Below are 13764 nucleotides of genomic sequence, written 5' to 3'. Positions count from 1 at the left end.
CCGAGAGGTCGAAGCCGCGTCCCGGGTTGTTCGGGGCGCGGCTTTTCGGTGCGGACGGCAAGATGGACGGATGCACGCCTACGACGGGCCCGCGACCCTCAGGTGGTTCGCGAACAGCACGTTCGACATCGCCGAAGCCGTCGACGCCCGCGTCGACGAGACGCCCGACGGCTGGGACGCCAGGGTCCGCGCTGACGCGGAGGCCCTCACCCTGTTCCACGCACTCGGAGCCCCGGTGACGCTGGAGTTCCCCGACGGCAGCGCGTTCGACGTCGAACTGGCCCCGAGCCGCCCGACGGGGGCCGACGTTCTGCCGAGCGACGCCGAACCGCGCGGGTACGGCGGGTGGGTGGAGGTCGCGGCCTTCACCGGCGCACCGACCACCGTCGACGTCACCTTCACCTGCGGCACCGGCTCCGCGCCCGCAATACGGCGAGCGACCAAGCCGGGGAACCCATGACCCGCTTCGGCATCCCCGGCTACCGCCCCGAGTGGCTCGAAGGCCGCACCGCCCTCACCGCCGCTCACGGGCGAAGACTCGCCGCTCTGGCGGGACGCGTGCTCGCACACGTCTGGCTGCTGTGGGATCTCGACGACGGCACGTGGTTCGCCGACGCGCCGGTCCTGCTCGACTTCGGGAGCGAGCGGGTCGCCGTCGACCACCAGAAGTTCGGCGACCTCTGCATCACATGGAACGTGATCGACCCCGCCGCGCCGGTCGACTATCCCGACTTCCGCTTGGCCTGGCGCCCCGAGCCGCTGCCCGGCCTCGCCGAACTGCGCGGCCGAGGGCTGAAGGCCGTCGAGTTCTTGGAGTGGTGGCCGCCGGAACGGCCCGCCGCCGCGCCCTGGGGAACGGTCGACGTCGGTTTCGACCTCTCGCCGGGCTGGCTGACGGTCTTCAACGCGCTGGACGAGAACGGGATCCGCCACGAGCCGCCCGGGCCGGAGTGGCGGCGGTTCAAGGTCGACGGCTGAGCCGCGACGCACCGGACCGTTCCCCCACCTCCGCGACCGCCATGCCCACCGTCCCCAACGCCACCCGCGCCACGACCTCCCCGTCGGGCGCGATCACGCTCGTCGGCCCCCAGCCCACGTGGGTGTCGCCGCGCTCGCCGGTGACGTCGGCCGAGGCCAGCCACATGCCGGTCTCGCGGACGCGCTCGGCGCGGATGGCGTGGTGCCGGTCCTTCCAGTAAGGCGCGACTTCGCGGCGCATCATGTTCTGCGCGGGGACGAGCAGCAACCGTGCGCCCTGGGCCGCGACGGGAGCCGCGGCCTCGGCGAACCGCGAGTCGTAGCAGATGTTGACGCCGAAGCGCACGTCCCGGGCGACGAAGGTCGGGTAGGCCTCGCCCGCCTCGAAGAGAGCCTCGCCCGGAACGAGGTGCGTCTTGCGGTAGACACCGCGCGACCTTCCCCGCTCGACGACCACCGCCGAGTTGAAGTAGCCGCCGCGGCCTCGCTCGATGACGCCGAAGACGAGCGTCGGCGTGACGGGCGTGAGCCGCCGCAGGACCGCGGCGAATCCATCGGAGTCGAGGGCGAGGGCGTGTTCGCGCAGGTGCGGCTCCTCGACGAGGTAGCCCTGCAGGAAGCCCTCGGGGAACAGCAGCAGGTCCACGTCCCGCTCGACGGCCTGCACGGCGAAGTCCTCCAGGCACGACAGGGCTCCGTCGACGTCGCCGACGATCTCCGGGGTCTGGCACGCGCCGATCCGCAGGCTTCCGCGCATGCCACCACCTTAGGTCGCTGTGACCTCCCCCACGCCCCCACGCCGACTGGCCGTCACCGGTAACACTGTCTGTGTGCACGTCACCCTCAACCCGCCGCCCCCGCCACCGTCGAAGCCGCCCGCCGGCATCGACCGGCGCATGCTGCGCTGGTTCCTCGGCGCGGGCATCGCCATCGTCGCCGTCGGCCTCGTCGTCGTGATCGCGATGGCGAGCCAGGGCGCGTTGCCGGGCAAGGCCCCCACCTCCGCCGACGACTACGAGGCCCCCGACGAGGACCTCCCGCCCCTCGCCGCGATGTGCCCGCCCCTGGCCGAGGCCCCCGAGCTGGGCGAGGAGCCCCCGCCGCCCGAGGGCGAGCGCACCGTCGACGAGTCCTCCGGCATCTCCTACAACGCCTACGGCGACCCCTGGCTCCCCTGGAACCAGAACTGGGACGCCGGTGAGCTGGAGGTCGCCTACACGACCGGCCAGTACTTCGTCACCGAGAACTACTCCGGCGGCGAATACCTCGCCTCGATCCTGTCGGGCTCGGTCGCCGCCCGCGTCAACGACGGCTCCGACCTCGACCTGGAGTGCACGGCCCACCAGGTCGCCGCCGACGTCCGCGTCTCCTACTACCCGCAGCCCAACGAGATGGAGGTCCTGCGCGACGAGATGGTCGACATCGGCGGCCGCGCGGCCTGGGTGATGCGGATGCGCTTCACCTTCGACGAGCCCGGCCTGTCCGCCAAGGACGAGCTGGTCGGCCTCGCCCTCATCGACGTCGGCCGTCCCGAGGCGGCCGTCCTCTACGTCTCCATCCCCGGCAGCCACGGCGAGGAGTTCGACTGGGTCGTCGACGACGTCCTCGACTCCGTGCGCGCCTCCTGAACGTCGCGCCGGGTCACCCCGGCGCCACGCCTCCGAGATAGGGTCATCGCGTGGCTTCTCCCCAGATTCGCATCCCCGCGACCGCCTACCCCGTGGAGCGTTTCACGCTCCCGAACGGGCTGCGGGTGGTCTTGAGCCCGGATCGCAGCGCGCCCGTCGTGGGCGTCTCGGTCGTCTACGACGTGGGCATCCGTAGCGAGCCGGAGGGGCGCACCGGCTTCGCGCACCTCTTCGAGCACCTCATGTTCCAGGGCTCGCAGAACCTGGAGAAGCTCGCGCACTTCCGCTACGTCCAGGGTTCGGGCGGCACCTTCAACGGGTCCACCCACCTCGACTACACCGACTACTACGAGCAGCTGCCCTCCAACGCCCTGGAGCGCGCGCTCTTCCTCGAAGCCGACCGGATGCGCAGCCCGCGCATCACCGAGGAGAACCTGGCCAACCAGATCGCGGTGGTCAAGGAGGAGATCCGCGTCCGTGTGATGAACCAGCCCTACGGCGGGTTCCCGTGGATCAAGCTCCCCCCGGTCATGTTCGACACCTTCCCCAACGCCCACGACGGCTACGGGTCCTTCACCGACCTCGAAGCGGCGACCGTCGACAACGCCACCGCCTTCTTCGAGAAGTACTACGCGGCGGGCAACGCCGTCCTGTCGGTCTCCGGCGACTTCGACGTCGCCGAGGCGACGCGCCTGGTCGAGCGGCACTTCTCCGACGTGCCCGCGCGCCCGGCGCCCGACCGCCCGGACTTCTCCGAGCCGGACCTGACCGCCGAGCGCCGCGACTCCTACACCGACGAGCGCGCGCCTCTCCCGGCGATCGCCGCGGCCTGGCGGGTCCCGAACCCGATCACCGACCTGACCGGCTACCTCCCCTACGTGGTCCTCGCCGAGGTCCTCACCGACGGCGACGCCTCCCGCCTCGTCGAGCGGCTCGTCTCGCGCGACCGGATCGCCACCAGCATCGGCGGCTACCTCGGCTTCATGGGCGAGCCCTTCGCCGTCCGGGACCCCACGGCCCTCGTCCTGTCGGCGCACCTGCCGCCCGGCGGGGACGTCGACAAGCTCCTCACCACCGTCGACGAGGAGCTTTCGCGCCTCGCCAACGACGGCCTGTCCGCCGAGGAGCTCGCCCGCGTCCAGGCCCGCATCGCCACGCACCTCCTGCGCGACGACGACTCGGTCCTCAACCGCGCCCTGCACCTGGCGACCTACGAGATCCAGCGCGGCGACGCCGGACTCGCCGGTGAACTGCCCCGCCAGCTCGGCGAGGTCACCCCCGAGCAGGTCGTTTCGGCGGCCGCCACCCTGCGGCCGCAGCGCCGCGCCGCGATCGAGGTCATCCCGGGAGGAGACCAGTGAGCATCACCGAGGTTCCGGACCTGGCGCCGGAGACCACCCTCACGCTGCCCGAGACCGCCGAGCGCGTCCTGGGCAACGGCCTGACCGTCATCGCCGTGCACCGCCCGAGCGTGCCGCTGGTCGAGCTGCGTTTGCGGATTCCCTTCGCGAAGGCCGACGTGGCCACCGCCTCGGTCCTGTCGCAGACGCTGCTGGCCGGTACCGCCGACAAGTCGATGGTCGACATCGCCGCCGAGCTCCAGGCCGTCGGCGGAGGGCTGTCGGCCGGGGCGGACCCCGACCGGCTCCTCATCGCCGGCAACAGCCTCGCCGAGGGGCTCCCGTACGTCCTCGACCTCCTCGCGGAGGTTCTGACGGGCGCGACGTACCCGTCGGTCGAGGTCACCACCGAGCGCGAGCGCATCGCCGACCGTCTCAAGGTCGCCGCGCAGCAGCCCGCGCACCTGGTGGCCCGCGCGGTCAACAAGCGCGTCTACGGCGACCACCCCTACGCCGTGCAGACCCCCGAGGCCGAGGACGTCCTGGCCGTCGGCACGCCCGAGCTGGCCGCGCTGCACGGGGGCCGTCTGCATCCGCGCGGCGCCACGCTGGTCATCGTCGGCGACGTCGAGCCGCAGGCCGCGCTCGACGCCTGCGAGCGGGCTCTGGCGGGCTGGAACGGCGGCGGTGACGAGATCACGCTGCCCCCGATCCCGAAGCTGGTCACCGGCCCGCTGACGCTGATCGACCGGCCCGGATCGGTGCAGTCCTCGCTGCGGATCATCATGCACGGCGTCCCGCGCACGCACCCCGACAGCGCCGCCCAGCAGCTGGCGAACCTCGTCTACGGCGGCTACTTCTCCTCGCGCCTGGTGGAGAACATCCGCGAGGACAAGGGCTACACCTACTCGCCGCGCTCCAGTGTCGAGCACTCCCTGGCCGGCACTGAACTGTCCATCTCCGCCGACGTCGCCACCGAGGTGACCGGTCCCGCGCTGTGGGAGACCTGGTACGAGATGGGCCGCTTCGCCACCGTCGCGCCCGGCAAGGAAGAGGTCGAACAGGCCCGCCGCTACGCACTGGGCACCCTGCGCCTCGGCACGTCGACGCAGGCCGGCCTCGCCGGGCTGGTGTCGGTGCTCGCCGGGTACGGGCTGCGCCTCGAATGGCTCACCGGACACGCCACGCGTCTCGCGGAGGCGACCGTCGACGACATCGCCCGCGCGGCCGCGAACTACTTCGCTCCGGCGAAGTCGGTAGCGGTCGTCCTCGGCGACGCGAGTGCGGTCACCGGGCCGCTGTCGGCGATCACCGAGATCACCTCCGCCGACGCGGGGGCGTGACCTGTGGTTCCACCCCTTGGGGGCCACGAGGTGATGCCACTGCTGTCGCGGGGAGTCGTCGACCGGGCTGCGCACCGCCGCACCGATGAGGCCTGGCTGGCCTCGGCGTGGCTGTCGGCGCGCATCCTGCTCATGGACACCGACGGGCGCGTTCCCGTCGACGCCGAGGGCCGCCTTCGCTACGTCGAGGCGGCCGACGCCCCCGACGGCGAGCGCTGGTTCCTCGGCCTCGGGGAGGGCGGCACGCCGTACTTCGCGGTGCGCTTCGACGTCGGGCCGGAGTCGTCGACGCTGCGTGAACTGGCCATGGAACTGTCCGATGTGGACGCCGAGGTGTGCGCGACGGCGCTGGCGCTGGTCAACTGGCACGGCACGCACGTCTACAGTCCCGTCAACGGGCGGCCCGCGAGCACCTCGCACGCGGGGTGGGTGCGGCAGCCCGAGGACGGGCCGCCGATGTGGCCGAGGACCGACCCGGCGATGATCGTGCTGGTCACCGACGGCGCCGACCGTTGCCTGCTGGCGCGCGGTCCGGGCCGTCCGCAGAACTGGTTCTCCTGCCTGGCCGGGTTCGTCGAACCCGGCGAGTCGGCCGAGGCGTGCGTGGCGCGGGAGGTCTTCGAGGAGGTCGGCGTCCGCGTCCACGGGATCGAGTACGTGGTGTCGCAGCCGTGGCCGTTCCCCGCTTCGCTGATGCTGGGCTTCTTCGCGGTCGCCGACCCCGACGACCCCATCAACCGCGACCCCGGCGAGATCGCCGAGGCGCGGTGGTTCACGCGCGAGGAACTGCGCGACGCCCTGGAAGGGCGCTCGACGACGATGGCGACGCCGGGGAGCATCTCGGTGGCCCACCACCTCATGGACCGCTGGGTGCGGATGGGGACCTAAGTCCCGTCCGGTTCACCTGATCGGCTGAATCTCACAAATCACGCCGACCGCTGCCACGCGGGAGGCCTCTCGCGCGCTGTATCTACGTGACGGCCGACTCACCGTCGGTCGCCGCGCGTCCGTACAGACACGTCAGAGAGAAGCCCACCGTGTCGAACACCAGGAGAACGCTCCGCCTCGCACTGCCTTTACTGGCCGTCGGGGCCTTCGCCGCACTCGCCCTGGCCGTGGGGCCCGCCGCGGTCGCCGGAACCGGTGACCATGGCGGCCACCCGTCCTGCCCGGCCCCCGCGGCCGACAAGGGCGGCCACCCGACGTGCAAGCCGACCACGTCACCGCCCACGACTCCACCGACCACACCGCCCACGACCCCGCCCACGACCCCGCCGACCTCACAGCCGACGAGCCCGCCGACGACCTCGCCCAGCGAGTCGCCGTCGTCGAGCCCGTCGAAGTCCACCGCGAAACCGACCACGACGCCTCCGGGCGGACTGGCCAAGACGGGTAGCCCGGCGGCGACGATCATGCTCGCCGGATCACTGCTCGCCGGTGCCGGAGCGGTCGCGCTGATCCTCGCGCGCACCCGCCGCTCGGCCCGCGAGAACCACTAGCCCTCGGGGGACGTCCCGGGGGAGCAGCCCCGGGATCGGGACTCGCGATCGCACGTGGGGGGATTCGCGGTGCCCGCGTTCCCTCGTGGTGGTGGGCGGCGTTCGGGGTGAACGCTTTCGGCGAACCGGGGTGCAGGCTCCTCGCCGGTCCCTCGCGACCCGCCACGCCGGGAATCGCCGCGCCCGTCCGTGCCTTGCCCGCCGCCTGGCCGGTTTCCTGCTCCCGCACGGTGTCCATGGCCGCGAGATCAGCCGCCCGCCGCCGGTCGGCGCGTTCGCCCGCATGACCGGCGTGATCACCTGGCCGTTCGCTCGATTGCCCCTCACACGTCAAGGGGATTTCCTTGGCACCAGCGGAATCCCAGTAACGCGAGAACCCTTCGGAGCGCTGCACCTTTTGTGGCGTGCCCACACCGTCGAAATCTTCCGCATCAGAGAGAAGCCCCCGTGTTCACACGCAAGAAAGCCCTGCGACTCGGTGTGCCCACCGTGGCGCTGGCCGCTCTCGCCGCGCTCGCCCTGGCGTTCGCGCCTTCGGCCTCCGCGTCGACCGAGATCTCCATCAACCCGGGCAACGTGCCCACCACCGCCGAGGACGCCGAGAACAGCTGCGACCAGATCCCTGGTGGACAGTCGCTTCCCGGTCAGGACGGCTGGGTGTTCGTACTTCCGGGCAACAAGGGCGACTTCGTCACGGTCACCGCCGTTTTCGAAGACGGCGATGGTGCCGAGCACAGCCTTTCCGGGACCGTCATCGACGCGCCCGGAACCTCCAAGGCATACGTGCTCACGCCCATCGGCTGGACCCTGATCGACGCCACCGCGACGATCACCGGTACCTCGCCGAAGGACCAGTTCAACCTGACCCACGCCTGCCCGGGCACCGAAGGCGGCGGCCCCAGCCCGTCGACGAGCCCGACCCCGTCGAGCACCCCGTCGACCTCGACGTCCCCGTCGACGAGCACCAGCCCGAGCACCAGCACGTCCCCGTCGGACTCGGTCAGCCCGACCGTGCCCACGTCGGCGCCGACCACGAGCGTTCCCGCGCCCACCACCACGACCACCTCACCGGGCGGCCTGCCCGTCACGGGTGCCGGGCTCACCGGGATCCTCCTCGCCGGCGCCGTCCTCGCGGCCGCCGGAACCGTCGTCCTGCTCGTCGTCCGACGCCGCCGTGCCGCGGCCGGAATCGACGATCTCGACTAAGGCCTTCACTCCCCGCCCCCGCCGTGGTTGTCGGCGGGGGCCCCTTTTTGCGTTGCGATGTCCGCCACGCGCCTATACCGTCCCCGGCGATGACTTCTGAACCTCCGCGTCTGACGCGCATGCGATTCCACGGCCCGCTGTCCGACGCCCGCGCGAAGCGGCTCGTCGCCGGCCTCGCCGCCACCGGACCCGCCACCGTCCTCGACCTCGGCTGCGGCTGGGGCGAGCTGATGCTCGACCTCCTCGACGCCGCCCCCGGCGCCAAGGGCACCGGCGTCGACCTCGCCGCCGACGACCTCGAACGGGGCCGCCGCAACGCCGCCGAGCGCGGCCTCGGCGACCGCGCCGAGTTCGTCGAGGTCTCCGCCACCGGCTACGAGCACGAGCCCGCCGACGTCGTGCTGTGCCTCGGCTCCAGCCACGCACTCAGCGACGCCACCCCGCCCGAGCACACCGCCGCGGCCCTGGCGGCGCTGCGAAAGCACGTCGCCCCCGGAGGACGCGTCCTGCTCGGTGAGAGCTACTGGGAGCGGACCCCCACACCCGTGGAACTGGCCAACATGTGGCCAGACGCGTCCGCCGGGGAACTGCTCCCGCTCGCCGAACTCGCCACCCTCTCCGTCGCGGCGGGCTTCCGCGTCGCATGGCTGGAGACGGTGACCGTGGGGGAGTGGGAGGAGTTCGAGGCGGCCTACCTGGCCGACAAGGAACTCTGGCTCGCCGACAACCCCGGGGACCCCAAGGCCGCCGAGATCGCCGCGGGCGTCGAACGGCACCGCCGGTCCTTCCTCGCCGGGTACCGGGGAGTCATGGGACAGGCCTACCTGACCCTCGTACCGGTCGCCTGACCAGGGCCGTCACATTCCCTGCGTGGCATCCGTCATGGCGGTGGAAGTGAGAAACCACCGGAGAGGACCACCGCCATGACCGCCACCACCACCCCGAGGTTCACCAACCCCGCCCCGCTCGTCCCCGCCATCGCCGACGTCGCCGCCGCCGTGAGCAAGGTCAACGACGGCGTGATCCCCCAGATCACCGCCGACCTGATGCACCTTCGCGTCGGACAGCTGCTCGGCAGCACCTACTTCACCGCCCGGATCCTGGGCGCGTCGAAGGACACACCGCAGCGGCTCGGCGCCGTCGCCACCTGGCGCGACGCCCCGTACTTCACCGAGGCCGAGCGGGCCGCGCTCGCCCTCACCGAGGCCGTGCACACGCCCGGCCCCGACGGCGTGCGCGTGTCCGACGAGCTCTTCGCCGAGGCGTCGAAGCACTACGACGAGCGCGAGATCGTCACCCTCGCGGCGATCCTCGGGCAGATCGGCTTCTTCGTCCCGGTGGCCCTCATCGGCCGCCCCGTCCCCGGTGTCGCCCCCGCCGAGCAGTGGCGCTAGGCACGACCCACGACGAAGGGCCCGCGCGTCGCGCGGGCCCTTCGTGGAGTTCGGGTCCTACTTCGCCAGCTGAGCCTTGACTTGCACGATCGTGGGATTCGTCATCGCCGTGCCGTCGGGGAATCGAACCGTCGGAACCGTCTGGTTGCCCCCGTTGACGCTCATCACGAAGTCCGCGGCCTTCGGGTCGGCCTCGATGTCGACGACCTCGTAGGCGATGCCTTCCCGGTCCATCTGCGTCTTGAGACGGCGGCAGTATCCGCACCATTCGGTCGAGTACATCGTCAGCATCACTGCACATCCTTAACAACTCAGGGGACCTCGGAAGAGGCTACGCCAGGTTGCAACGTCGGACGGACCTGAAATGATGGCGTGCTGTGAGCTACGACCGCGCCGAACGAGTACTCGCAGGACTGGACGACGAGCAACGAGCCGCCGTGTCGGCCCCGGCCGGGCCGGTGTGCATCCTCGCCGGAGCGGGGACGGGCAAGACCCGCGCCGTGACGCACCGCATCGCCTACCGCGTCCTGCGCGGCGACGTGCGCCCGCAGCACGTCCTGGCCGTGACCTTCACCGCGCGAGCCGCCGGTGAACTGCGCGACCGGCTGCGCGGCCTCGACGTCGACGGCGTGCAGGCCCGCACCTTCCACGCCGCCGCCCTGCGTCAGCTGCGCTACTTCGCGCCCCGGCTCCTGCACAGCCGCGAGGTCCCCGACCTGCTCGACTCGAAGGCGAAGTTCGTCGGCATCGCCGCCGCCCGCGTCGGCCTGTCCTTCTCCCGCACCAAGCTTCGCGACCTCGCCGGCGAGATCGAATGGGCCAAGTCCAGCCTCGTCGAACCCGACAACTACCAGACCATGGCCCTGCGCGCCGGGCGCGACATCCCCGGCGACGCCGCCGAGGTCGCCAAGATCTACGTCGCCTACGAGGAGGCCAAGACCCGCGCCGGGGTCATCGACTTCGAGGACATGCTCTCGCTGACCGCCCGCGGCATCGAGGAGCACGACGACATGGCCGAACAGATCCGGGCCCAGTACCGGCTGTTCATCGTCGACGAGTACCAGGACGTCAACCCCCTCCAGCAGCGGCTCCTCACCGCCTGGCTCGGCGACCGCGACGACCTCACCGTCGTCGGCGACGCCGCCCAGACGATCTACTCGTTCACCGGCGCCACCGCCGACTACCTCCTCGACTTCACCCGCACCCACCCGTCCTCGACGGTCGTGCGCCTCGTCCGCGACTACCGCTCCACGCCGCAGGTCGTCAAACTCGCCAACGACACCATCGCCGCGGCCACCGGCGCCCAGTCGAAGCTCCGCCTCCAGCTCATCGGCCAGCGCCCCGACGGTCCCGTGCCCCAGACCCTCACCTTCGACGACGAGCCCGCCGAGGCCGCCGCCGTCGCCGCCCGCTGCGCCGAACTCATCGCCGGCGGCACCCCGCCCGGCCAGATCGCCGTCCTCTTCCGCACCAACGCCCAATCGGAGGTCTACGAGGCCGCCCTCGCCGACGCCGACATCCCCACCGTCGTCCAGGGCGCCGCGCGCTTCTTCGACCGGCCCGAGGTTCGCCAGGCCGTCGTGGCGCTGCGCTCGGCCACGCGGACGTCCCACGAAGGCGAAAGCCTCCCCGAGACCGTCACCGACGCTCTGGAGGCCGTCGGATGGCGCCCTGGCGGGGCACCCGGAGGCGGGCAGGCGCGCGAGAAGTGGGAGGCCGTCGCCGCGCTCGTCCGGCTCGCCGAGGACCACCACCTGATGACGCTGCAGGAGTTCGTCGACGAACTCGCCCGGCGCGCCTCGGTGCAGCACGTGCCCACGGTCGACGGTGTGACCCTCGCCTCCCTCCACGCCGCCAAGGGCCTGGAATGGGACGCGGTGTTCCTCGCCGGGCTCGCCGAGGGGACCCTGCCGACGACCTACGCCCGCACCGCCGCGCAGGTCGAGGAGGAGCGGCGGCTGCTCTACGTCGGCATCACCCGTGCCCGCGAGCAGCTGTGGCTGTCGTGGTCGCTGGCCCGCTCGCCCGGCGGCCGGCCTCGCCGGCCCTGCCGTTTCCTCGCGACCGCGCTGACCGCCGACCGGCCCGAACTGGCCGCGCAGGCGGCGAAGTCGCCGGGTAAGAAACGCTCCGCCAGGACCGGGCCTATCAAGTGCCGGATCTGCGGAAAGACCCTCATCGACGCCGAGCCGCGCAAACTCGGCCGCTGCCTCGACTGCCCCTCCGACGTCGACGAGGAGCTCTACGACCGGCTCGTGGCCTGGCGCACCCTCGTCGCCACCAAGGCCGGGCTGCCCGCCTACACCGTCTTCACCAACGCCACCCTCACCGCGATCGCCGAACAACGGCCGACCGCGCTGACCGCCCTGACCAAGATCAGCGGTGTCGGCCCGCGCAAGCTGATGGTCTACGGTGAAGCGGTGATCGAGCTGGTCGCGGGCGCGAAACCCGGCGACGTATCGGCCGAAGGGTTGAGTTCGGCAACGGATTCATAAATACGGTTGCGCTCTTCGACACGACAGGCATAGCCTTCAACTCGCTGCGGCAGGACGGGTGTGATCTCCGGCCGCGGAGGGTGTCGGGTTAGGGTTGACACCAGGCAATACCGTAAGACCCCCGCGAGCCCCAGAAGAACTTCGAGTGTGAGAGCAGGAGGTGTTTCCAATGGCAAGCAGTGACTTGAACGCGCGTCAGTGGACGCACGTCGACGCCCTCATGCTCGCGTCGGTTCGGGATGCCAAAGCGCAGTCGAGCCTGATGGACCTCGGTGTCCTCGGTTCGCTCGCCGGCGGTGCGGCTCAGGCCGGCTGCGGCAGCCTCCCCGTCTCCGAGGTGGTGCGTCGTCTCGCGCCCGTCGGATTCGCGTTCCAGGGGACCAGTGCGCCCACCTTCGTCTCGCCCGCCGCGCTACAGCGGATCGAGACCGAGGCCGTCGCGAACGGTGAAACCACCGTGAGCGATGTCGCGCCGATCACCTTCGAGCTCCAGGGGACCACTGTGCCTTCGGCGCACGAGGTTCCCGCGAGCACGGGCTTCGCCGCGGCGAACGCCCCGCGTACGTACAAGTCCATCGCCACCGATCTGCGACCGGTCTCGGTCAAGGGCGGTAGCAGCGGTGTCCCACCTCGGGGCAGACCGGATGAAAAGGGCTGACAAGCCCATCCGGACTCACCTTGAGGCCGCGGACCCGCTACCGGGATCCGCGGCCTTTGTTTTGCCCTCTTCTCGGTCCACACGAAGGAAACAAGGAAACAACGTGACAGTCCACCAGCTTCACCACGACCGAATCGACACCGAAAGAGAGGTGACCGGGGTGTTCACCCTTGGTCTGGACCTGACCTCCGACACCGCCGTGACCGACGGCCGTCAGCTGCCCTGCCGGCAGAACGACGCCGACCTGTGGTTCGCCGAGACCCCGACCGAGCTCGAGTACGCCAAGTCGCTGTGCGGCGACTGCCCCGTGCGCGTCGAGTGCCTGGCCGGAGCCCTTGAGCGCCAGGAGCCCTGGGGCGTCTGGGGCGGCGAGATCTTCGAGCGTGGCGCGATCGTGGCCCGCAAGCGGCCCCGTGGCCGTCCGCGCAAGGACGACGCCGTGACCGCCGCGAAGGCGCAGGCCGCGCTGGCCAGCCGTACCGCGGACCTCCTCGTTGAGAAGGCGGCCGCCTGACATGTACGTGGATCTGGGCGTCAAGCCCGCGGAGAAGAACGCGATGCCGGACCGGGTGCCGAGCATCGAACCCACCAAACGACCGGTCCTCGTGACCCTGCGCACCAAGAAGGACAGCACCATGAATCTTCTCAACGAAGCCTTGGCGCGAGCGCGAATGCGCGAGCTCTGGCGCGACGAGACTCGCGGCTACGTCGGCCGGCACCGCGGTGCCCGCGACATCGCCGCGAAGGCCCGTAAGCGCGAGAGCCTCTAAGCCGCCTAGCGAACTTCACAGCAAGTGATCCGCCGGGGTCCTGCAACCGCAGGACCCCGGCATTCGTGCAACAGGAGGACGTACATAGATCAACATCAAGGTGTCCGCGAGTTGACACGTGACGTGGAGCGCTTTGTCCCGGGTCGCGTCGGGCGAGCGGCGTAGCGTCGAGTGCGAGGCAGCAGGGAGGTTGTTTCAGGTGTCCACGACATCAGAGAACATCGCCGCCAAAGATGCGGACGGCGAGTTGACCCGCCACTGTGGTCGCTGCGGGCGCGCCGCCACGGTGGACGGTTCGGGGGAGACGCTGACCTGGACCCGCGAAGCGAGCCGCCGGGGGACGGTGTGGATCTGCACGACGTGCACGCGACGTAACCTGGCGGCGATCGAGGGCGGGCTGGAGGATCCGGCGTACTGGGTTTAGGTGGGGCGGGGTTCGGGGGATGTGGTGGG

Annotated in this window: 17 protein-coding genes; 15 read left to right on the top strand and 2 right to left on the bottom strand. The window is 71.2% G+C overall.

Going from position 1 to position 13764, the window contains the following annotated elements:
- Positions 1–70 precede the first annotated feature (70 nt).
- Together HNR73_RS04720 and HNR73_RS04715 are read left to right on the top strand one after the other, a co-directional pair.
- Positions 71–460: a hypothetical protein gene (locus tag HNR73_RS04720; RefSeq protein WP_184786025.1), complete on the top strand. Its 390-nt coding sequence runs from the start codon at positions 71–73 to the stop codon at positions 458–460.
- Entirely contained in the window at positions 457–978 is a 522-nt protein-coding gene (locus HNR73_RS04715) for a hypothetical protein (RefSeq protein WP_184786024.1), read from the top strand. Before HNR73_RS04720 ends, HNR73_RS04715 begins: the two co-directional genes overlap by 4 nt.
- On the opposite strand, the gene HNR73_RS04710 is transcribed toward HNR73_RS04715, so the two are convergent.
- Positions 962–1735 (bottom strand): carbon-nitrogen hydrolase family protein, encoded by a 774-nt coding sequence (locus HNR73_RS04710; protein ID WP_184786023.1) that lies wholly within the window; start codon positions 1733–1735, stop codon positions 962–964. The two genes, HNR73_RS04715 and HNR73_RS04710, sit on opposite strands and share 17 nt — an antisense overlap.
- A gap of 73 nt (positions 1736–1808) precedes the next feature.
- Here HNR73_RS04710 and HNR73_RS04705 point away from each other — a divergent pair, with 73 nt between their 5' ends.
- The 8 genes from HNR73_RS04705 (at position 1809) to HNR73_RS04670 (ending at position 9388) form a co-directional block, all read left to right on the top strand.
- On the top strand, positions 1809–2606 hold the full coding sequence (locus HNR73_RS04705) for a hypothetical protein (RefSeq protein ID WP_184786022.1): 798 nt from the start codon (positions 1809–1811) through the stop codon (positions 2604–2606).
- Positions 2607–2656: 50 nt separating this feature from the next.
- Positions 2657–3967: a M16 family metallopeptidase gene (locus tag HNR73_RS04700; protein ID WP_184786021.1), complete on the top strand. Its 1311-nt coding sequence runs from the start codon at positions 2657–2659 to the stop codon at positions 3965–3967.
- Entirely contained in the window at positions 3964–5289 is a 1326-nt protein-coding gene (locus tag HNR73_RS04695) for a M16 family metallopeptidase (protein ID WP_184786020.1), read from the top strand. Before HNR73_RS04700 ends, HNR73_RS04695 begins: the two co-directional genes overlap by 4 nt.
- Before the next feature lie 33 nt (positions 5290–5322).
- Complete coding sequence (gene nudC / locus HNR73_RS04690; protein ID WP_184786019.1) at positions 5323–6177, top strand: NAD(+) diphosphatase; 855 nt, start codon at positions 5323–5325, stop codon at positions 6175–6177.
- 149 nt (positions 6178–6326) lie between these two features.
- Positions 6327–6788, top strand: a complete 462-nt coding sequence (locus tag HNR73_RS04685; protein ID WP_184786018.1) for a hypothetical protein — start codon at positions 6327–6329, stop codon at positions 6786–6788.
- Positions 6789–7235: 447 nt separating this feature from the next.
- Entirely contained in the window at positions 7236–7994 is a 759-nt protein-coding gene (locus HNR73_RS04680; protein WP_184786017.1) for a hypothetical protein, read from the top strand.
- An 89-nt stretch (positions 7995–8083) separates the two neighbouring features.
- Positions 8084–8842 (top strand): SAM-dependent methyltransferase, encoded by a 759-nt coding sequence (locus HNR73_RS04675; RefSeq protein ID WP_184786016.1) that lies wholly within the window; start codon positions 8084–8086, stop codon positions 8840–8842.
- 75 nt (positions 8843–8917) lie between these two features.
- Positions 8918–9388, top strand: coding sequence for a carboxymuconolactone decarboxylase family protein (locus tag HNR73_RS04670; protein ID WP_184786015.1), 471 nt, complete (start codon positions 8918–8920; stop codon positions 9386–9388).
- Positions 9389–9445: 57 nt separating this feature from the next.
- On the opposite strand, the gene HNR73_RS04665 is transcribed toward HNR73_RS04670, so the two are convergent.
- A complete protein-coding gene (locus tag HNR73_RS04665; protein ID WP_184786014.1) occupies positions 9446–9679 on the bottom strand; it encodes a mycoredoxin in 234 nt (77 codons plus the stop codon).
- An 86-nt stretch (positions 9680–9765) separates the two neighbouring features.
- Here HNR73_RS04665 and HNR73_RS04660 point away from each other — a divergent pair, with 86 nt between their 5' ends.
- The 5 genes from HNR73_RS04660 (at position 9766) to HNR73_RS04640 (ending at position 13735) form a co-directional block, all read left to right on the top strand.
- A complete protein-coding gene (locus tag HNR73_RS04660) occupies positions 9766–11883 on the top strand; it encodes an ATP-dependent DNA helicase UvrD2 (RefSeq protein WP_184786013.1) in 2118 nt (705 codons plus the stop codon).
- A 169-nt stretch (positions 11884–12052) separates the two neighbouring features.
- Complete coding sequence (locus HNR73_RS04655; protein WP_184786012.1) at positions 12053–12541, top strand: hypothetical protein; 489 nt, start codon at positions 12053–12055, stop codon at positions 12539–12541.
- Between the two features lie 175 nt (positions 12542–12716).
- A complete protein-coding gene (locus HNR73_RS04650) occupies positions 12717–13055 on the top strand; it encodes a WhiB family transcriptional regulator (RefSeq protein ID WP_184786315.1) in 339 nt (112 codons plus the stop codon).
- A 1-nt stretch (position 13056) separates the two neighbouring features.
- Complete coding sequence (locus HNR73_RS04645) at positions 13057–13311, top strand: hypothetical protein (protein ID WP_184786011.1); 255 nt, start codon at positions 13057–13059, stop codon at positions 13309–13311.
- A gap of 199 nt (positions 13312–13510) precedes the next feature.
- A complete protein-coding gene (locus HNR73_RS04640) occupies positions 13511–13735 on the top strand; it encodes a hypothetical protein (RefSeq protein ID WP_184786010.1) in 225 nt (74 codons plus the stop codon).
- The last annotated feature ends 29 nt before the right edge of the window (positions 13736–13764 follow it).

The sequence above is a fragment of the Phytomonospora endophytica genome, assembly GCF_014202425.1.
In the GTDB taxonomy this organism is placed as follows: domain Bacteria; phylum Actinomycetota; class Actinomycetes; order Mycobacteriales; family Micromonosporaceae; genus Phytomonospora; species Phytomonospora endophytica.
This window is presented reverse-complemented; position numbering and strand designations above follow the sequence as displayed.